Annotated in this window: 16 protein-coding genes and 1 pseudogene; 4 read left to right on the top strand and 13 right to left on the bottom strand. The window is 38.7% G+C overall.

Annotation, left to right across the window (positions count from 1 at the left end; genetic code table 11):
- Positions 1–4: 4 nt before the first annotated feature.
- The 8 genes from emrY to MKX14_RS04285 all read right to left on the bottom strand — a co-directional run bounded on the left by emrY (position 5) and on the right by MKX14_RS04285 (position 9,328).
- A complete protein-coding gene (emrY, locus tag MKX14_RS04315; RefSeq protein ID WP_240281859.1) occupies positions 5–1,552 on the bottom strand; it encodes a DHA2 family efflux MFS transporter permease subunit in 1,548 nt (515 codons plus the stop codon).
- A gap of 21 nt (positions 1,553–1,573) precedes the next feature.
- On the bottom strand, positions 1,574–2,638 hold the full coding sequence (locus MKX14_RS04310; RefSeq protein ID WP_240281858.1) for an HlyD family secretion protein: 1,065 nt from the start codon (positions 2,636–2,638) through the stop codon (positions 1,574–1,576).
- A gap of 729 nt (positions 2,639–3,367) precedes the next feature.
- On the bottom strand, positions 3,368–3,490 hold the full coding sequence (locus MKX14_RS18235) for a hypothetical protein (protein WP_000737387.1): 123 nt from the start codon (positions 3,488–3,490) through the stop codon (positions 3,368–3,370).
- Positions 3,491–3,664: 174 nt separating this feature from the next.
- Positions 3,665–5,053, bottom strand: coding sequence for a methylenetetrahydrofolate reductase C-terminal domain-containing protein (locus MKX14_RS04305; protein ID WP_240281857.1), 1,389 nt, complete (start codon positions 5,051–5,053; stop codon positions 3,665–3,667).
- Between the two features lie 72 nt (positions 5,054–5,125).
- Entirely contained in the window at positions 5,126–5,893 is a 768-nt protein-coding gene (gene ntrR / locus MKX14_RS04300; RefSeq protein ID WP_240281856.1) for an ADPR responsive transcriptional repressor NtrR, read from the bottom strand.
- A 60-nt stretch (positions 5,894–5,953) separates the two neighbouring features.
- Complete coding sequence (locus MKX14_RS04295; protein ID WP_240281855.1) at positions 5,954–7,447, bottom strand: nicotinate phosphoribosyltransferase; 1,494 nt, start codon at positions 7,445–7,447, stop codon at positions 5,954–5,956.
- An 11-nt stretch (positions 7,448–7,458) separates the two neighbouring features.
- Positions 7,459–8,343: a phosphoribosyltransferase family protein gene (locus MKX14_RS04290; protein WP_240281854.1), complete on the bottom strand. Its 885-nt coding sequence runs from the start codon at positions 8,341–8,343 to the stop codon at positions 7,459–7,461.
- A gap of 181 nt (positions 8,344–8,524) precedes the next feature.
- Complete coding sequence (locus tag MKX14_RS04285; protein WP_240282021.1) at positions 8,525–9,328, bottom strand: sulfite exporter TauE/SafE family protein; 804 nt, start codon at positions 9,326–9,328, stop codon at positions 8,525–8,527.
- Between the two features lie 98 nt (positions 9,329–9,426).
- On the opposite strand from MKX14_RS04285, the gene MKX14_RS04280 reads away from it, so the two are divergent.
- Entirely contained in the window at positions 9,427–10,215 is a 789-nt protein-coding gene (locus tag MKX14_RS04280) for an AraC family transcriptional regulator (protein WP_240281853.1), read from the top strand.
- Here the strand turns inward: MKX14_RS04280 and MKX14_RS04275 are convergent.
- From MKX14_RS04275 to MKX14_RS04260, 4 genes are read right to left on the bottom strand one after another with little or no spacing between them, the layout of a single operon-like run.
- Positions 10,210–10,701, bottom strand: coding sequence for a GNAT family N-acetyltransferase (locus MKX14_RS04275; protein ID WP_240281852.1), 492 nt, complete (start codon positions 10,699–10,701; stop codon positions 10,210–10,212). The two genes, MKX14_RS04280 and MKX14_RS04275, sit on opposite strands and share 6 nt — an antisense overlap.
- Positions 10,698–11,462 (bottom strand): ABC transporter ATP-binding protein, encoded by a 765-nt coding sequence (locus MKX14_RS04270; RefSeq protein ID WP_240281851.1) that lies wholly within the window; start codon positions 11,460–11,462, stop codon positions 10,698–10,700. Before MKX14_RS04270 ends, MKX14_RS04275 begins: the two co-directional genes overlap by 4 nt.
- Entirely contained in the window at positions 11,459–12,469 is a 1,011-nt protein-coding gene (locus MKX14_RS04265; protein WP_240281850.1) for a FecCD family ABC transporter permease, read from the bottom strand. The genes MKX14_RS04270 and MKX14_RS04265 overlap by 4 nt, the downstream gene beginning before the upstream one ends.
- 2 nt (positions 12,470–12,471) lie before the next feature.
- Positions 12,472–13,491 (bottom strand): ABC transporter substrate-binding protein, encoded by a 1,020-nt coding sequence (locus MKX14_RS04260; RefSeq protein ID WP_240281849.1) that lies wholly within the window; start codon positions 13,489–13,491, stop codon positions 12,472–12,474.
- A 649-nt stretch (positions 13,492–14,140) separates the two neighbouring features.
- Between MKX14_RS04260 and MKX14_RS04255 the strand changes: the two are divergent.
- The 3 genes and pseudogenes from MKX14_RS04255 to MKX14_RS04240 all read left to right on the top strand — a co-directional run bounded on the left by MKX14_RS04255 (position 14,141) and on the right by MKX14_RS04240 (position 19,329).
- A pseudogene (locus tag MKX14_RS04255) lies at positions 14,141–15,677 on the top strand (tyrosinase family protein).
- A 42-nt stretch (positions 15,678–15,719) separates the two neighbouring features.
- A complete protein-coding gene (locus tag MKX14_RS04245) occupies positions 15,720–17,684 on the top strand; it encodes a multicopper oxidase family protein (protein WP_240281846.1) in 1,965 nt (654 codons plus the stop codon).
- A gap of 301 nt (positions 17,685–17,985) precedes the next feature.
- Positions 17,986–19,329, top strand: a complete 1,344-nt coding sequence (locus MKX14_RS04240) for a PepSY-associated TM helix domain-containing protein (RefSeq protein WP_240281845.1) — start codon at positions 17,986–17,988, stop codon at positions 19,327–19,329.
- A 142-nt stretch (positions 19,330–19,471) separates the two neighbouring features.
- On the opposite strand, the gene MKX14_RS04235 is transcribed toward MKX14_RS04240, so the two are convergent.
- The gene (locus tag MKX14_RS04235; protein ID WP_240281844.1) at positions 19,472–20,092 is read right to left on the bottom strand and encodes a TetR/AcrR family transcriptional regulator; all 621 of its coding nucleotides are present in this window, start codon (positions 20,090–20,092) and stop codon (positions 19,472–19,474) included.
- Positions 20,093–20,108: the final 16 nt, after the last annotated feature.

Raw genomic sequence — 20,108 nt, 5'->3', positions numbered from 1 at the left:
ATATCTACATATTCATTTTCTTCCCCCGATCCATAAAGATGGTTAAAAAAGCGGTCACAAACATAATGATTGCGAGCATGCGTAATAGATCATTAAAACTCGATGTCAGTGCTTGAAAATGAATGTCGCGATAAATCACACTGAGCGCGATTTGCTGGGCATTTGAGCCGACTTCTTGATACTGCGCCGTGAGTTGGTCGAGTCTTTCTGTAAAAATCCAGTTTTGCGGTGTCATCCCCTGATTAATCTGGGTGACATGAAGCGCAGTGAGCCAATCTAAAGATGAGTTAATGAGAGCTAGTCCAACCGCGCCGCCAATATTACGCATCAGGTTATAAATACCGCTGGCATCAGCCACTTTACTCAGCGGCAAAGTACTCATGGCTAAATGCGACACCACAATCAGGCAGATCATGAGACCAATACCACGGTAAATTTGCGGCCAAAACATAAAGTCGTAATCGCTATGAATGCTGAGGTGTGAATTAAGCCAAACACCAAAGCCAGCCAGAATCATTCCAACAAATACCGTTTTTCGGGTATCAAAATTGGGAATAAGCCACGCAAGAAACGGCGCAAAGCAGAACATGACAATACCTGTCACCATCATGACGTGACCAATTTGGCTACTGTTCATTTCACGGACTTGCCCAAGAAACACGGGAATCATGTAACCCAAGCCATAGAGCGCCATGCCAATCACAAAAGTGGTGATGGCACTTAAGGTAAAGTTTTTGTTTTTAAATACAGACAAATCGAGCAAAGGCTTAGGCTGGGTAAAACTTCTAGAGAAGAAAATCATGCCGCCCACAATGCAGATCATAAACGCAATCCGAACACCTGTGTCTGCGAGCCAGTCATGCCGTGCACCTTCATCAAGGAAATATTCAAGTCCACCTAAAAACATCGCCATACCAACGAGGCTAAACCAGTCCATGCTTTTAATGAGTGAGTAGTTGGCACGGTCGATATTAGGGCCTGAGTAAATGACCGTAGCAATGATGATGCCCGGAATAATATTGATCAGGAACATCCAGTGCCATGAGAAATTATTAGTGAGCCAACCGCCAATGGTTGGGCCAATCGCAGGCCCTAAGGTACTGATCATTCCAAACATCACCAAAGGCAATGAGCGTTTTGGTTCTGGGAAAAGTAAGTACAACGCAGTCATGGAAGTCGGAATCATGCCGCCGCCCATAAAACCTTGTATGCCACGGAACACTAATAAACTTTCTAAGTTCCATGCCAAGGCACAAAGTAAAGAACTCACCGTAAAACCAATTGCACATATGGTGTAATACACCCGTGTTGAAAGTACCCGCGAGACAATACTCGACATGGGAATTGCAATAATCTCGGCAATTAAATAAACCGTTTGCACCCAAGTGACTTCATAACGACTTGCACTCATACCAGCTTGAACTTCGTTTAGAGAACTCGCCACAATCTGAATATCAAGAATCGCCATGAAGTTGCCAAAAATCATGGCAGCAAAAATTGCCCATGCAGTTTTTGCTGGGAATCTCCACTCGGCCTCAAGGTGCTTATTCATTGGTTATTACCTAAAATTTTATTATTCAGTTCTTAGGTCAACGGTGGCACTCACCGACATTCCAGGTTTTATCAAATCAATATGTGGGCTTGAATCTATGGCAATACGCACAGGAATACGCTGAACAACCTTGTTAAAGTTTCCAGTGGCATTGTCTGGTGGCATGAGTGAAAAAGTTGCGCCTGAAGCTGGTGAAAAGCTTTCAATTTTTCCGCTATAGGTCAGGCTTGGGTAGGCATCAAGTTTTAATTTAACTTTCTGACCAATATGCATTTTTTCAATTTGAGTTTCTTTGAAGTTCGCTTGTACATACAAACTATTTTCAGGAATGATCGCCATTAAGCGAGTTTGCGGAGAAACACGTGAACCTTTCTGGATTGCAAGGCTACCGATCTTACCGTTTACAGGGCTGACCACCTTTGATGAAGCCAAATCAACCTGATACAGGTTTAAGTTTGCATTGGCACTTTGAATATCTGCTAGAAGCTGCGCTCGACTCGCTTGTAAACTCCCCAACTGAGCTTCTGCGGCATTGACGGCGGCTTGCGCTTTGCTGAGTTGAGCTTGAGCCGTTAAATATTGAGACTGAACCCCTTCAAAGTTTTGTCGGGTAATCACGCCATCTTTTAATAAATCTTGATAACGCTCAAACTCTTTTCTTAAACGAGTTAAATCAGCTTGTGCTGCCACTACGCCACTATTAGCTTCAATAATTGAAGACTTGGCAGACTTTTCATTTTGTTGCTGTACACCCAGTGCAGCCTCTTTCAAGCTAACTACTGAACGAGCTTGATCATAACGAGCTTGATAATCGCGGTGATCTAATACTGCTAAAGTTTCCCCTTTTTTTACTACCTGATTATCGTTAATTAATAACTCCATCACTTCACCTGAAATCTTTGGCATCACCCAAGTGACATCGGCTTGCACATAAGCATTATCCGTAGATTGATAGAATCGATATATAAAAAAATAATATAATATGCCAGCAACTAAAAATAGCAGTAGGACACTAAAAACACCCCAAGTTATTTTCTTTCGACTTTGGAAATTAGTATCAGTTTCTAGCTGAGCTACGTTATCCATATTCATTCCGCTTATTTGTAATATTCGATTTTTTATTTAAGTCAATAAAACTATTGATTTCTTTTTTACGTAACTTTTCACTTGGTTTTATTCAATGAATCGTGACATCGTAAAATTTGGTGCAAATTATGGTTCTTAAGTGAATTAAATATCATTGACCTCTTTGCCAGATATTTTTTCTATTTATGTCAATAAAGCAAGTTATATAAACTATGTTTGAAAATTATGTAATTCTAATTTTTGGAGATTTTTGGTTAAAAAAATCACAAAAAACAAAGATAAGTATTTGTTAATAAACAATTTACAAGAATAGTAATAAATAGAGACATATGTTTGAATAGAGTGATTTATTTCACTAATATTAAGAATAAGTTTTATTGTGTAATCATTAAGTATTATTAATTAAAACAATATTTAATTTAAAAATGAGTTAACAATCAAAGTTGTTATACTTATAAATATAAAATATATATAAGTTATAAATATTATATTTTTCAAAAATAACAATATCCATAAAACAAATAAACGATATTTTTGATAAATAAGCCATCCTGATGACTAAAATAACTTATATTTTCCAGATAAAAATAATTTCAAACTCTTTATTTAAAAGCCGAACAAACCTTTAAAAATAGTGGTTTAAGTGATCTTTTACTTATATAAACCCTTAAAAATTTCTTCTAAAGTTATTCCAAATGAAAACCCACTCATTGAGTGGGCTTTTTATTACTAACCGTTTTGCCTGAGGTGATCTTGGAACTCTTGGTCGTGTATTTTGTTGTAATTAACAGGGTCGTAAACGCATCCAGTTAAAACAACAATTACAGTAAGTACAGCAACCAATTTTTTCATTGAGACAGCCTTTCCTTTAACGCAAAAGATTTGCTTTAAGTATACTCCTCGATAGCCGTTTTGATTGGACATAATTAAGGCAAACAATTGTTATTTTTAAATTATCGCCGTGCTTTAGCCTATCATTTGATTTTTTTAGCAAGATCAAATCAACGGTTAATACAAAACTTAAGCCTAAGTCGCTAAATACCAGTTTTTCCAAGAACTGGTTCCTCTAGTTTCAAGAGGCACAGTTGGAATCAGTTTCTCTTTTAATATTTCGGTTTGTTCAACCGCTTTGGCTAGTCTTGCTTTGACTGAATGAATACATTCACGGTCACCAAATTCACAGCGGTCTAAAGTTGTACCGCCACAAGGGCCGTTGGCTAAACCTTTTGGACACGTTTCAGGGCAAATATATAAAGTATCGCTTAGGCGACACTGACCACAGCTTTCGCAACCGACTAAGCTATGTTTACTCAGCACTTCTGTTTTAATTAATACCTTGGCGACTAAGGAATTTTCCCAAAAAGATGCTTTAAAAATAAAGCGTCCAAGCCCCTTGGCAATTTTTGATCCAAACATTGCTTCATGCATAACATGTAGCTGGCGATATTTAATTAATTGTTTAGAGGTTGGCTGACGCGAAAACCGAGCAATTTCAGGCGAAAACTCTTTGCCTGACGTGACTTGCCAAAGTGAATTCCAAAGCTCTTCTAAGGCATTAAGCTCCAAATGTCTATATTGCTCGATGTAGCTTTCAAGCAACATTTGCTCTTCTGGCTTATGGCAAGCAGATAAATGAATTCCTGCAAATCCTAAGTGTTTACATATCAAAATTTGCAAAGCACAGCGTAAATAAACGCGGTCTGTATGCCCTGCCTGTTTTTCATCTGCCAAGACTTTTAACATGTGCGGAGTAATCACAATACCCGCGACTTTATGCTTCACCATAAAATTGGCTCGGCCCAAAGTTAGAGGCATTACACAAGCCAGTATTTGCTGCGAATAATTGTTCTTAGTTAAAAATGATTTGGCTTGTTTTAAGGCTTCAATGTCATAGCCTAATTGGGTAATGATAAAGTCTGCACCTGCTTTAATCTTCTTATGCAGTTTTAAGTACTGTGCATCACGCTCAGCTTCGACATATTTAAATGGGTTAAAAGCAACTCCAATGCGAAACCCGCCGTGTTGCTTGGCAGCCATTACGGCGTTTACCGACTCTAGGTAACGGCTACGAGGCTGCCCATCTCGACCATTATGATGCTCTTTGAGTTTATCACCTGTAAGCAATAACAAGTTTTGAATATTGGCTGCTTGAGCTTGTTCTAAAAATTGCTCAAAGTCTTGTATGTCTCGCGCCTTACCTGAAAAGTGTAAGACTTTATCAATTGAGTCTGGGTAACTTTTGCTGGCTTCAAGTGGCGCGATATCATGATCTGAATGTACGCGATCTGCCAATGTCATTACAGCCGGATATCCTGCAAACTCATGTTTCACAGGATAAATTTCATGCAGTGAAGTGAGATATTCCACCAACACAAAAAACTGATTTTGTTGGAAGCAGGGAGAAACGTGTGACATAGGCAAAGTGCTTATCAAAACATGACATCAATCATAAGCGCGGCATTATAAATCAAAGTGCATTAAGATGCGCTAGTCAGAAAGCTCATTGTTTTGCTTATCTTCACTCTCTTTATTTCTGGGTAATTCGAGTGAACGTGGGAATATAAAATCAAAAGAATCGAGTGCATAACGGTAAAGCTGAGCTGGTCGTTTGCCTACAATTTTACTTTGACTAGTTTCTTCAACTGCGCCTGCTTCTATCATACGGCGCCTGAATGCTTTTTTATCTAAAGATTGCCCAAGAATAATTTCATAAATAGTTTGTAGCTCGGTCAGTGTAAATAACTCGGGCATTAGACTAGCTGGCAATGCGGTATAGCGAGTTTTATTGGTTAAACGCTCTAATGCCAAGTTAAGCAATTCATTATGATCAAACGCCAATGCGAAATCTTGTGCTTTTGCTACAGGCACCCATTCGCTGTATTCAGCTAATGCTTGATGTTGATATGCATTAAAATCAATTAATGCAAAATACAAAATGGTTACGGCCCAACCACGCGGGTCACGTTTGGCATTACCCACAGAGGCAACTTGTTCCAAATAAGGTGAACTAATTCCTGTTTTTTCCACTAGCTTACGATAAGCCGTGGCCATCAAGTCTTGGTCCTGGGTTAAATCGGCAAAACCGCCGGGTAAAGCCCATTGGTCTTTGGCTGGAAAGTTGGGTCGCTTAATGAGTAATACCTGCAACTGACCATTAAATACCGAGAAAATAGCCATATCGACCGTGAGTAAAGGTGCGTCATAATCTCGGCGATCATAACTGGCAAGGAATTCTTGTTCAGTTTGAATAGTCACGTTCAGCCTCTCAATAAAAATGATGAGCCGATACACACGCAACGGCTCAACTAAACTCAGTTATGCGATGGATAAACGCTCACGAATTTGATCCAAAGTACACTCATATTGAAGTTTACCATTTTCAAAGACGGTTTTTAGTGCTCCACCTTGTTCTTGCTCGGCTGTTTGCTGATCAAACAAGGTAAAGCCATTTTCACTTTCTTCGATGCGTAACAGACCTTTCGCAGATTTTTTCACACCTGAGTCAGTAATTGGGTCTTTAAACAACTCACGGCCTACACCATTCACTTGTCCCCAAGTCGCTTTCACAGCAAATCCAAAAGTATCGCGAGTTAAGTAGTTATAGGTAAAACTGCCAATCCCAAACACCAAGTTGTTTGAAGCAAAACCTTTGGCTTCTAACCCTTCTAAAATACGCTGTGCACGCTCTAGAGTAATCGAGTCGCCGTAAATTAAACCGACACGTTCATTAAGTACTTTATAGCCTTGGTCAGTTGTTGTACCGCCAAACACTTCCCATAAACATTCAACCGCACCTTTGTAGGCTGGGCTGCCGACTTCAGCATCTAGGTCACCACAAATAATTTTGACTGGGTCACCAGAGTCTGGTCGGAAAACCAATTTCGCCAAACCTAAAGCATTCGGTTGTCTTGCCAGAATTTCAGGTTTTAAAGCCACTGTAAATTCTGTAATGACTCGCCAAAAGTCCCAAGTGTCAGATACAACACTGACAACACCCGACGGATAAAGCTCACAAATTAAACGCTTAAATGTTTCAAGTTCACTGTTTTCTGTACCCATACACATCACACTATGTTCGGTCGCTGGTACAGATACCCCAATCACCCCTGTGGCATTGTAATATTCTTCTGCGTAGTCAATTGAAGCAACCGAATCTGTTCCAATAAAACTGGTTAAGTGGCCTACTCCTGATTGTGCAGCATCATAAATTCCGCTCATACCACGGCTACTAAAATCGTGCCCTTGCACAGGTACAAAATCGAGTGGTGCGCCAGTTTTTACAGCATATTGCGTTAATAAACGTTTGTATTCGTAGGCAATTGTGGCCGTAGTACAGCTTTTCCAAAGCTCAGCACTTAACACGGTTTCGATATAGTTAGTTAACCAAAAGAAACGTGGGTCAGTATTAATAACGGTGAGCACAGGTACGCGCATATTGACGCGGCTGCCTTCTGGCAAGGCTTTAATGCGTAATGGTAAATAACCCAAGTCGTGTAATGCTTCAATGTGATCAACTGGTACAGCACCTTCACCTAGTGAACTATCCATACGGCGTTTATAAGTAGCCACGACTTTGTCTTTAGGTTGTTTGAAAAAGCCTTCATTCCATGTATCGATTAAAAAGTGTTTGATAAAACCCTGAAGACCAAAGAACACCACTTTATCGTCAAAGTCAGGCAACATTTTAGCGAGTCGAGATGAACGCGGCGTAAAGTTGGCATACACGTACTCCGTACCTGCTGGATACTGACGTCTGTGATCAGCTTTATAAAAATCGATAGCGTTTAATGGATTAAGTTTAATCGTCATCTTTGTTCTCTTTATTTTGCTGCAAAAGCAATTACTGAAATTTTGTCTGATGGTTGTTGTGGAAAGCTGTCTGAGGTAAATAGTTGATCTAGCAGTCCATCAAAAACCTCTATACCTTTACTAAAAATACCGTGGGTCACATATAGAACGACCTTATGGCAATTGAGGCGACGGAGTTCTTTAGCAATACCAATAAAGGTTGCACCGCCATCACAAATGTCATCGGTAATGACCGCTGTTAGGCCTGATAAATCCGTTGCATGTACATGTGTACCTAAAATTTTGCCAGTCACTGGGTCACGTTTTTTATCACACTGAACAATAGCGATGGGTTGTTTTCGCTCGCCATTAGAAGCATCTGCAACCATTTGTGTACGTGCTTTCGCGCCTTTGTCTGGGCAAACCAGCACTGTTTTTTCATCTTTTAACAATGTGCTTAGCGCTACACTCTTTGCGATGATGTCGACTGAACTGATGTTTACAACTTCGCTAAAAGAAGTATTGGCAGCGAGTAAGGCTGTCGTTACTTCACTATGACAGTCCCAAACAGTGATCTTGCCTTGTTTGCCCGCTTTTTTATCTGCATTGATGTTGAGTAACTTGGTCATCACATCAAGCGAGAACGCTTGGCCTACTGCACAAATACGGTCCTGACGTGCATATGGAAAATATGGAACTTCTAGGTCAATGGTTAAACCCTGAGTCAGCAATATATTTTCAAGTAACAAATAGTCCATCACATCGTGACTTGAGGCCATCTTTGCACGGATCAATACCTTGCCAGATAGTGAATTCAATGTTTTCTCATCAATTTGAACATGACGCTCGCCACCAGAAAACTGCGTGAATTTCACTGGAATTTCATTTCTTGCCGCATCTAAAAGCTGGATAGCCATATCATCCTCTTTTTGTCTGATGACCTTCGATGAATATATAGTGGCATAAGGCCACTATATATTTCAAGTCTAATTTTCAAACTTTTTTCAAAGCCCTTTAAGACATAAAATTTACAGTTTTAGAGCATTTAGTGATTCGATATTTCAGAGAAATTATTCTTCAATTAATTGAAATAAAAAATTAATTTACAAAAAGCATGACGAGTAGAACTATTATTAAAAGTAGCGGATACAACTTTGCCCGCCATAAATCAGGTAGTTTTGAAATAAATTTTTCTGAAAAATATAGCCCGATCCATGTCCCTGCAACCAAGAATAAAGCAGCTTCAAACCAGATTAGGCCGATAAATCCGTTGGATGTAGATTGCCAAAGTGACAATACACAATAGGTCAGTGTTGCAGTTAAAGACAAAGGCAGCGTGAGAATGTTTGCAATAGCCGCAGCCTCTACCATAGAACTACCCCGCCGCCGTAATAAAGGAACCGTCATTACACTTCCTCCAACACCTAAAAGTGCTGCAACCCAACCAATAATTCCCCCTTTAATGAGTTCACTGTTTTGACCATAGTGTTGCTTTTGCCTTGATATCACCATAAACCCTGGTCGGTAATAACAATCAATAATCGTTACGAACACATAACCCATAAATATCCAGCGAAGCCAGCTGCCATTAAAGAATGAGGCCATGACCGCACCGACAATTCCACCAAGTGCAATACCACCCCATAAAAAGCGGATTTTTTGCCAATCTATATGTCCAGACCGGTAGTGTCGAAAGGTTGCAAAACTTGCCGAGCACAACATTACAAATGCCGAGGTGGCAACTGCAATTTGCATGGCATTTATGCCGACACTGCTTTCATTGCCCCACTTTTGAATAATGACTGTATAAAGCAAAGGTACAGCCACAAAACCGCCGCCAAAACCAAATAACCAAGTGGTTATGCCTGAAAGTAGTCCAAATAAAAATAGCTCATATAGCATCATCATCTTCCTCACGTTTATAGAGGCATGATATAAAATAGCCTTATGGCAAACTAACGTAGAAAAGCCATTTTTTTATTTGTTTCAGACAAAAATATATGCGTAATATTCCAATTAACGATGTAGACCATCTACCGCAAGCGGTTCTAGCGTTAGGGTCAGACTATCCTGCTGATACCTTGTTAGATACACATAGCCATCGCCGTGCACAGTTCTTATATGCACCCGAAGGTCTCATGAAAGTTGAAACTGAAGATGGACAATGGCTCGTGTTGCCATACAGCGGTGTATGGATACCTGCAGGTAAACCACATCAGGTATGGCTATCTAAAGTCAGTACTTATAGTTTGTATATAGAAGTGAGTAATGCCCCAAGACAAGCAAACTATTGCGAGGTTATTCAAGTTTCGCCTTTGTTACATCAACTGCTCATTCAAGCAAATCAGCTACCTATTGACTACCAACGTGCAGGCCGTGACGGCGCTCTTATCGATTTATTGTTATATGAGTTAGAAGTTGCACCAGCCCTGCCTCTGTTTATTCCTCTTCCTCACAACACATTACTATCTCAACAATGTGCTGAGTTTATGGAGCGTCCCGATATTCATAGTAGCCCCAAAGATTGGGCACATGACCACAATAAAAGTGAACGAACTTTTCATCGCTGGTTTAAGTCTGAAACTGGCTTGTCCTTTCAAGCTTGGCGTAATCGAGTCTGCATCATCTACGCTTTAAATGCGTTAAAAGAAAATATCTCAATTACTGAAATTGCTTTTAGTTTGGGCTATGAACACTCGGCAGCTTTTACAGCAATGTTCAGTAAAATTATGGGCTATCCGCCTACCCATTTTCTAAAAAGATTTCATACTCAGAATGAAACACTATAAAGATTTACTCATGTGAATGGTGTCATACGTCTCGATCCATTCTCGCTTAATAACCTCAAAGCCTTGTAACCGCCAAAACTCTTCAGCCGCAGGTAAAAATGGATGAGTGTGCAAATACAAAGTGGCAATTCCATTCTTTTTTGCATGGCTAAACAACATGTTGCATAGCTGAGTTGCAATGCCATTACGGCGGTATTCAGGCAATACAAATAACTTAACCACTTCAGCCGTATTGGACGGCAAATTTAGATCAAAACGATGGTCATAAGCTCGATATGCAATGGTGCCAATAATGCGGTTTTGATCTTTTACCGTAATAAAGCAGCCCAATGGGTCATGGACATAATGTTGCTCAAAATTTTGTAAATCTTTGGGAACTTGCCCATGATAGATTTCTGGGAATAACAACTGTCTTGTATAAAGTGCAAACTCTACCGCAGACTCATAGTCTACTTTGCCCACTAACTGATAATTCAACATATTCATAGCCAAGAATGATCAGGTATCACAATCGTTTTGTCTTGAATCATAGCTTCATGGAACTCAACATCGTAGACACTTTTTAAAAACTTTGGATCAGTTATTCGTGTTTTTGACTCAGGCTTAACCACTTCGTGTTGGCGCATAAAAAACAAATGGTCTGCAAATAAAAAAGCTAAATTGGGATCATGCATAATCGCAATCACCGTAAAATTTTGCCGCGATAACTGACGCAACTTTTTCATTAAATAAGACTGGTAATAAACATCGAGATGATTGGTTGGCTCATCGAGCAAAATGACTTTCGGTGCTTGCACTAAAATGCGGGCAATCATAACCAATTGTCTTTCGCCACCCGATAACTCGGTATAAGAACAGTCACGCAAATGCTCGATGTCTAAATCAAGCAAAGCTTGATCTACACGCTCCCAGTCTGACTTTGAAGGACGATATCTGCTGAAAGCGGCACGTCCTGTAATCACTACATCTTTAACCAGAAATGGAAATACGGTTTTATGAAACTGCGGTAAAAAGCCGAGTAATGCAGCCCGATCTTTACCTTTAAAGTCCGATAATGGTTTTCCAGAGTAACGGATTAATCCATCTTTTACGGACTCTAAGCCCGCCATTAGCTTAAAAAGTGTCGATTTGCCGCAGCCATTACGTCCTAAAATGACGGAAAACTGATTTTCAGGAAACTCCAGATGAATATTTTTAAGAACCTGTTTATGCCCATAGGCATAATTTAACTGATCAATTTGAATCATGCCCAATGAGTCCTCTGTGTTTTCATTAATAATAAGAAAAATGGCGCACCTAGTAGCATGGTAAAAATGCCAATCGGTATTTCAAAGGTTAGTAAAACCCGAGAAAAGTTATCAATCATGAGTAGAAAACTACCGCCCAACACCATGTTGGCTGGAATACTGTAGCGGTGATCTGGCCCCACCAACATTCTCACAATATGCGGCATAAACAGTCCATATAAACTAATAATGCCAGCAGCAGCCACAGAGGTTGATGTACATACAGTCACTAGTACAATTAAAAGAAGCTGCTCCCAACGTGGATTAACCCCCACCGCCTGCGCTTCTTCAGCACCAAGTGCCATTAAGTTTAAGCGCCAACGCATTGCAAATAATCCGACAAGGCCAATAAAAATCGGTAGCACGGCGTATTGAACCTTTTGCCAAGACGCCTGATGTAAGTTGCCCATCGTCCATTGCACAATGGCTTGTAATTTAAATGGATCACTTAAGTATTGAATAACTGTAAGTCCTGCCAAAAACAGCCCCGAAACAATCATGCCGGATAAAATTACCATCACTAAAGACGTCTGGCTTTCATGTTTTTGATGTGCAAATAAATACGTTAAAGCAACAGCACAAACACCAAAAATAAAGGCGGATAGATTTGGTGAAAGCCAACTTAGAGAAAGTGCCAAAGCTGCACCAAACGCGGCACCAGAAGAAATACCAAGTACATACGAGTCAACCAAAGGGTTACGAAACAATGCCTGTAAACCGTTACCCGCTGTTGCTAATGCAGCTCCCACCATAAAGGTCAGTAAAATTCTGGGTAATCTGACATTGACTAGTATGTTTTGCATCAGCCTAAATTGTTCAGCATCAAAATATGGCGTACCAAAGACTGCTTGCACACCCCACCGCAAATAGTCCCATGCACTCAAGGTTTGCGTAGGCCCAATGAGCAACGAGATAAAAATCATGAAGAAAGGTAAAGGGTAAAACCAATAATATTTGAGCTTTTCCATATTCATGACACCAACGCTTTGGCAAGGTGCTCACCATACAACTTGGTTAAAATACGCTGTTGTAAGGCACTTACTGGTAAATCGGACTGTTCAGGGTAAATGCTGTGGTTCAAATAAATCGCCGTAATAATGATTTTGATGGTATGGGGGTTATAAATAAATGCAGGGCTCAAATTAAATACCTTACGGTTTTGTACGGCACTTAAGCCTTGTAATTCTTTGCGTTCATAAATCAGTTTTGGGTTGGTATTCCAAAGCACAATATTGTCAGGATTCCATTCAATGAGAGTCTCGGGATTTACATTAGGTTGGTTAGCATTGGTCTGAACAATGTTGTAAGCACCTGCCAGCTCAATAAAGTCATTGGTAATTGACTCCCGTCCCGAAGTGGAAAAAATTCGCCCACCTGACCACGCATAGTAAATCGATTGCTTATTTGACTGACGTGCTGTTTTGGCTGCAACTTCTGCCATAATTTCATCAGAGAAATTTAAAATTTCTTGAGCACGCTTTTGGGCACCGCTCAAAACGGCAATTTCTGATAACTCTTCTTTTACTTGCTGGTAAGTACCTGACTCCATCACATATACAGCAATGCCAAACTGTCGTAATAATGCGATCGTTTGGGTCTGCCCGCTCCCCAAAATCACCAGATCGGGTTTCAACAACACAAGACTTTCAATATTGGTGGCATTTGCCCCTTGTGAAGGCGCCGCAAGCTGTTTATTGGCAATACGCTTATCTATTTTTGAATAGGCATTAAATAATAAAGGCTGGATGTATACTTCGGCTGGTATGCCAATCACTTTATGACCTTGCCCTAGCATATATAAGCCATCTAAACCCGACTCAAACAAAGACACAATTCTTTGGGCTGGTTTATCGACACAGACTTTTGTATTTGTACTATCAAAAACACATATCGAATGGACCACTAACTTTTCCTGCGCTTTACCACTTTGTTCAGATGAAGAGCATCCACATAGAATGAGTAAAGTGAGTATTGAAACCAATGACTTCATTACAGCATCCAACGCACAAATATAGTGCAAAATAAAAATACGTGCCTATTTAGTGCATTTTTCATATGAAAAAGACACCATAAGAGAGCAAGATGGGTTGAATCATCATTTATAAGTTAGTAAATCAAATGTTGTACTAAAGATAAAAGTAATTAAGCAATAAAAATGCCAAAATTACAAAATAAACTTAATAATCATGCAATTGTAATTTGTATTTTAAAACTCAAAATATAGATAGCTCTATACAAAACCTTTAGAGCATGCATGCTAACCATTCAAATAAAATAATTTTTAATATTTAATTTGAATCAAAAATTTTCATATCTAACATTTCAATTAATAATGAGACTTCAAACCCATAAATTTAAAAAAACAAAACACATTAAGTAAAAATATAATTATTTTTATTTTAAAAATCTTTTAATTATTAATAAAAGCACATTAAAAACAATATACTAAATAATTAAGTTTTTCTAAAAAATTACAGGATTTAAAATTAAACTTTTTCATTATTAATATTAAATATAAACCTTTAATAAAAACTTCTTTATATGCTAGATTAGATTAAGAATTACCCAAACCAAGGGTAAATTCATACATTACTAATAATCAAATATAAGAATATTAAACATAACAAGGATTTAAAATCATGAAGAGAAATTATTATATTTTAGGAACTCTATTGTGTGGTATGAGCTTAACGACTCATGCTGACTCACTACGAATAAGTGCCACGGAGTTTGCAAAAGATCCAGCCAAAGTAAGCGCATTACAAAAGGGTCTGGAAAAAATGCGAGCAAATAATAATGCACCCCCTTTATCACCGGAGTTTCGTACAAGCTTTAATTACTGGGCCAATACACATGGCTATTTTGGTACAGGTAAACATGCAACAGACAAAGATTATTATGTTAATCAATACCGTATGCCACAGTGTTTAGAGATATATAGTAAAGCAGTATGTGACAGTTACTATAAGCATATTCAAAATTCACCAGTCCCAAATGATGGCTTTACCGATGACGTTTGGGGTACATGCCAACATGGCAATCTAAATTTCTTACCTTGGCACCGTATGATGCTTTATTTTTATGAGCGAACAGTACGTAAATATGTTGGGCAAGATTACTCTCTTCCTTATTGGGATTATTACCAAGAAAAAGCTGCTAATGGTAAAGGCTTAGCACTGCCTAAACTGGTCCGAGGTAAACAAGCAGGTACTTTATATGATCAGTTCCGAACACCGGGTTTAAATACAAATATCAGCGCCATAGATCCAGATAATGCCAGCGCTGCTCAAGCATTTAAATGGGATAACTTCACAGACTTCTCTAACCAATTACAGTCTCAACCCCATGGTGTCATGCACTGTGCAGTCGGTAAAAACTGTGTGCTACCGGATATGGGATTTGTACCTATTGCAGGCTTAGACCCCGTATTTTATATGCACCATGCAAATATCGACCGCTTGTGGCAATGCTGGTTAAATAAAAAAGCAAATGGACAACCAATTACGCTTGAATGGGCTAAGAAAAATTTAGGTATGCCAGATAGTTGGTATGACACCCGATATACCTTTGCAGATGAAAACGGCAACAAAGTCACTATGACCATTGCTGATGTATTCACCCCCGGTAAAATTCCAGTGCGATATACCAATGAAAATGCTTGTAAAGTTGAAGCACCTGTTATGAATAGTAAAGGTGCTGAAAAAGCAAACCTATTTAAAATGAATCATAAACCAGTCAGCAGTAATAAAAGCATTAAGCTTATGGGTGTAACTCAAAAAGTAGCTTTAGCCCCTCAAACTGCAAGTTTCCTAGAAAACTCAAGTCAACTTACTCAAACAAAGCTCTCATCAGGACAAACTTATTTAATATTAGATAATGTTCAAATGATTGGTAATCCAAATCTAACTTATAAGATTTATCTATCTCCAAAAAATAAACCTGACCAAAAAATTTATGTTGCCACAATTAATTACTTCGGTGTGTTAGATCATGACCACGGCGGACACCCCTCAATTGGTCTATCAGGTCAGCGATCAAGTTAAGCAGTTAGGTATGGCTGCTGAAGACTTAGAAGTTCAGTTTGTTGCTACTGATTTAACGCTTGATCAAGTGAAAGAAAAAGTAAGCTCTCAAGGCTTGAGTATTTCTCAAGTTCGCTTAGAAACGTCAAAATAATAATTAAGGGAGAGGCCTGATTTTTTCAGGCCTATATTCATTATGAAAATAGCTCATTTAATATTATGCACACCTCTAATCTTAGTGAGTTGGTGTGTATCAGCAAATGATACTTCTGAACGTATATTAGAAGACCCACCCGATATGGCTGTTGCGCGTAATCATGTCGCATTAATTGCAAAACCTAAATCTACTACGTCACCAACAAACGTTCCACAAATGCAATCTTCAAATGAAGCATTGTTTACATGGGAAGTTAAAAAAACGAGGAACAGACTTTGGAACCCAGCGACAAATCGTTATGACGAAGTCCTTTTACGTAGTTATCAAGGTACAAATACGCAGCCCAATACACCTTATATTGCTCCGACGATTGAAGTATTTCCGGGAGAAACTGTACGAGCAAACTTAGATAATCAACTTGATACAGACCCGATTACTCACAAAAAATTTCCTAAAGACCCAAGTTGTACTGGCGATCATTTTGATGTGAATAAATCCCATTGTTTTGATGGCACTAACATGCACACTCACGGTTTATGGATTAACCCTGCAGGAAATAGTGATAACGTTTTAATTTCGATTAATCCGGGTGTTAATTTCCAATATGAATACAACATTCCATCCGATCATCCAGCCGGAACATTTTGGTATCATCCGCATCGACATGGCTCAACCGCGATTCAAGTTGCAAGTGGTATGGCGGGTGCGTTAATTATTCGTGGATATCGCCAGCCTACCCCAAATAAGTCAGGTGATTTAGATTTACTCACTTATGGTTTTAAAGAAAGAACTCTGGTTTTTCAGCAAATCCAATATGCTTGCTACGATGCTAACGGAAAAATCGAAACCGATCAAAATGGCAACTATATTTGCCAAAACAATCAAATTGGTGAAATTAGAGATTATCAGGGTTTTGGCCCTGGCGATTGGGGAAAATCAGGACGATATACGAGCATCAATGGAGAAGTTCAACCCTTCATCACTCAAGCGGTTGCAGGACAAGTTGAGCGTTGGCGAATGGTACATGCAGGTGTCCGCGACAGTATCAACTTAAGCGTTCGTCAGATGCAAAATATCCCATCCAAACTCAATTTGACACCAATGGGTGAAAAGAAATTATTAAGTGAAAGTTGTACAGGACCTACTGTGAGTCAACACATCATCGCAGCCGACGGTCTAACTCTCAAACAAGTTATGGACAAAACTGTTACCGTTTTTCAACCGGGTTACCGTTATGATGCATTAATACAATTCCCACAAGAAGGTCGTTATTGTTTAATTGATGAAGCGGCATCAGCTTCGGCTAACGTAGACCGTACATCTTCTGAGAGACGATTACTTGGGATTATTCAAGTCAATAAATCCACTTCAGCACCTCAGTCTTTAACAACAGTGTTAAGCAATAATGCATACCGAAATATTGCCCCAGATATGCGTCCCGCAGTTCTTCAAGATTTACAACAAAATCTGAAGCTTAGTCATTTTGTTCCTCATCAGGACTTACCAGCTACACCGTATAAACAATTTTTAGAATTTAATATTGATACAACTGCTGATCCAGTTCAGTTTCAGGTGAATGGAAAACCATATCAACCAGATCGAATTGATCGTACGCTCGAATTAGGCAAAACCGATGAATGGATACTCACCTCTAAATTAGCTAGCCATCCTTTTCATATTCATGTAAACCCATTTCAAGTCGTAGCAGTATATGACCCTAACGGTAAAGATGTCAGTGATATAAATGCCGTGGATGACTATGACAAAACGGCTGCCCCTGATCCACAATATCGTGGGCTAAAAGGGACATGGAAAGATACAATCTGGGTTAAAAACGTACAAGGAGCCAGTTATAAAGTCATTGTAAGAACCAAGTACCAACGCTACATCGGTGACTTTGTGTTGCACTGCCATATTTTGGATCATGAAGATCAAGGCATGATGCAAAATATTCGAATTAGTCTTCCTGATGGAAATGGTGGAGTTTCACAAGGCCATCACTAGTTCTGGACTGCAGTAAAACTTTATTCTAATAAAACCGCTTATCCTAAAATAAGCGGTTTTTTAATACTAATAAGGGAGCAAAACAGTTTGAATTATAAATTGTAGAGTTATCAAATAAGGTCTTAAATAGTAAATAGAAAAAGGTATAAAATTTACCAAGCAATAAAAAACATTTAATTATTGGCCTAAAAAGTGCACATCAGAGCTACTCAAATAATTTAATAGTGGTTACTGCACAATCAACATTAAAATAAATAACTCGTTATAATCCAGTCTAAAATCTGCTAGACATTATCTTCCGATGCTGACTCAATCATCTTTCTGGCGTAGTCTTTTCCGTTTGATTCATATTTATGCTGGTATTTTTATTGCACCATTTATCTTAGTCGCTGCAATCACTGGTTTACTCTATGCAATTACACCACAACTTGAACAAGCCATTTATAAAGATGTTCTATATGTTGAGCCACTGAATCAAACACCACATAAGCTGAGCCAGCAAATTGAAGCCGCAAAGCAAGAAATGCCTAAGTCTGCACAAGTAATTGAAGTTAGACCAGCTCCAAGCTCTGATCAGACAACACGCGTAATTTTTTCAGACCCAATACATGATTTTACAAGTGAAGCCGTTTTTATTGATCCTTTTACACTTAAAGCCAAAGGCCATCTAGCGGTTTATGGTACCAGTGGGGTTCTGCCATTTCGAACTATGCTCGACCAGTTACATAGCAATTTATTACTAGGAAAATGGGGGCGCTTTTATAGTGAACTTGCTGCAAGCTGGTTAACCATTTTGATTTTAACTGGACTTTATAATTGGTGGAAACGCCGTCAAAATCTTAAAATTAGGCAAACACAAAAAAATAGATTATTAAGATGGCATAGCACGTTGGGTTTAACTTTATTTCCACTTTTATTATTAATTGCCATTACGGGTCTTACATGGTCCCAGTGGGCTGGAGATAATATTCGAGTTGCTCGTCAGTGGCTTAACTGGCAAACCCCAACATTAGCAACGTCCCTTCAAACACATAATTTACCTACAGTGATGCACCATGAACATCACGAGATGCCTCATAGTGAAAATCTTAATTTAAATATTGTCTCTACTGAGTACGATACTGCTCTTTCAATCGCCAGAGCACATGGCATTGATGCAGCGCAAATACAAATCAAGCCACCGACTAGTGGAAATCAAGCTTGGACTGTAGCCGAAATTCAGCGCAAATGGCCTACTCAAGCAGACAGTATCGCCATTGATGTGGAACAACACAAAGTTATCGATCAACTTGCGTTTAAAGACTACTCTTTAGTAGCTAAATTAACTCGTTGGGGAGTTGATGCGCATATTGGCGTTTTATTTGGCTGGATAAATCAATTAGTTCTCGCACTTTATGCGCTTGCGCTTTGTACGATGATTATTTATGCATATAAGGCTGCATTTAAAAACTCAAATTTAAAACTCATGACAACTCACTTTGTTGGTCAAAGCTTATCAGTTTGGAACCGTGCAACTGGCTCACAAAAAACAGGGTTAATCTTGGTGGGTCTCGTGTTAGGGCTAAGCTTACCTATTTTTGGTTTTAGTATTTTATTTACGCTATCTATTTTTACTATGCGTAAATATATTCCATCTAAACAGTAAATCTTGCTAAAAAGGAGTTTGGTTTCAATTCAACTCCTTTTTAAGTAAAAAATTTCTAAGTAAAGATTTTACTAATCTCGAAATTTCTCAAGAATAAAATAATTTTTAAAGTATTCATCTTTTAAATTATTTAATAAAGAAATTAACTCTGATAATACTTAATATTTTTTAAAAATAAATCAACCGCATACTCAACCCAAGTACTAATTTCATTCTCTGATATTAAATAATCAGGATGTGTCAAACATTTTAGATGAGCATCACTTCTTAATAGCGATAAAAATATATTCGCAGCAACTTCTGAAGAAGAGCTTAATTCAATTTCGCCCTGTTTAACGGATTTTTCTAGATATCCTGCAATGATATTTGCCAGACGCTTTGGCCCCAATTCAAAGAATTTTTCAGATAACTCAGGGAATCTTACAGCTTCTGCAATACAGACCCTAAAAAAAGCCAAGCCTGAATGCGATAATATAAAACACAGATAGGTCTTCCCAATTTCAGTTAGAGCTGAGCGTAAATTGTCAGCTTTTGTCTCAACTAAAATAATTTGTTTTTGCATGTTGGTACATTGGCGTTCAATCACCGCTGCAAACATCGCTTCTTTATTCTTATAGCAACCATACATTGTTGCTTTTGAAACCCCCGCTTCCTTTTGGATCATGTCGGTCGTTGTGCCACTAAAGCCGTGGATCAAAAAAAACTTTGTTGCTGCATCCAGAATTTTTTGATCTTTTTCATGAGCTTTCGTTAAACCAGACATATTGACCTTGTAAAAA

The sequence above is a fragment of the Acinetobacter pittii genome, from assembly GCF_022449185.1.
GTDB classification, from domain to species: Bacteria; Pseudomonadota; Gammaproteobacteria; order Pseudomonadales; family Moraxellaceae; genus Acinetobacter; species Acinetobacter pittii_I.
This window is presented reverse-complemented; position numbering and strand designations above follow the sequence as displayed.

Excerpts from the sequence above, each read along its gene's own strand:
- MKX14_RS18235 (WP_000737387.1), bottom strand. The coding sequence starts at position 3,490 with ATGAAAAAATTGGTTGCTGTACTTACTGTAATTGTTGTTTTAACTGGA.
- MKX14_RS04240 (WP_240281845.1), top strand. The coding sequence starts at position 17,986 with ATGCTGACTCAATCATCTTTCTGGCGTAGTCTTTTCCGTTTGATTCAT.
- MKX14_RS04305 (WP_240281857.1), bottom strand. The coding sequence starts at position 5,053 with ATGTCACACGTTTCTCCCTGCTTCCAACAAAATCAGTTTTTTGTGTTG.
- MKX14_RS04235 (WP_240281844.1), bottom strand. The coding sequence starts at position 20,092 with ATGTCTGGTTTAACGAAAGCTCATGAAAAAGATCAAAAAATTCTGGAT.
- MKX14_RS04270 (WP_240281851.1), bottom strand. The coding sequence starts at position 11,462 with ATGATTCAAATTGATCAGTTAAATTATGCCTATGGGCATAAACAGGTT.
- MKX14_RS04285 (WP_240282021.1), bottom strand. The coding sequence starts at position 9,328 with ATGCTATATGAGCTATTTTTATTTGGACTACTTTCAGGCATAACCACT.
- MKX14_RS04245 (WP_240281846.1), top strand. The coding sequence starts at position 15,720 with ATGAAAATAGCTCATTTAATATTATGCACACCTCTAATCTTAGTGAGT.
- emrY (WP_240281859.1), bottom strand. The coding sequence starts at position 1,552 with ATGAATAAGCACCTTGAGGCCGAGTGGAGATTCCCAGCAAAAACTGCA.
- MKX14_RS04280 (WP_240281853.1), top strand. The coding sequence starts at position 9,427 with ATGCGTAATATTCCAATTAACGATGTAGACCATCTACCGCAAGCGGTT.
- MKX14_RS04260 (WP_240281849.1), bottom strand. The coding sequence starts at position 13,491 with ATGAAGTCATTGGTTTCAATACTCACTTTACTCATTCTATGTGGATGC.
- MKX14_RS04265 (WP_240281850.1), bottom strand. The coding sequence starts at position 12,469 with ATGGAAAAGCTCAAATATTATTGGTTTTACCCTTTACCTTTCTTCATG.
- MKX14_RS04295 (WP_240281855.1), bottom strand. The coding sequence starts at position 7,447 with ATGACGATTAAACTTAATCCATTAAACGCTATCGATTTTTATAAAGCT.
- MKX14_RS04290 (WP_240281854.1), bottom strand. The coding sequence starts at position 8,343 with ATGGCTATCCAGCTTTTAGATGCGGCAAGAAATGAAATTCCAGTGAAA.
- MKX14_RS04275 (WP_240281852.1), bottom strand. The coding sequence starts at position 10,701 with ATGAATATGTTGAATTATCAGTTAGTGGGCAAAGTAGACTATGAGTCT.
- MKX14_RS04310 (WP_240281858.1), bottom strand. The coding sequence starts at position 2,638 with ATGGATAACGTAGCTCAGCTAGAAACTGATACTAATTTCCAAAGTCGA.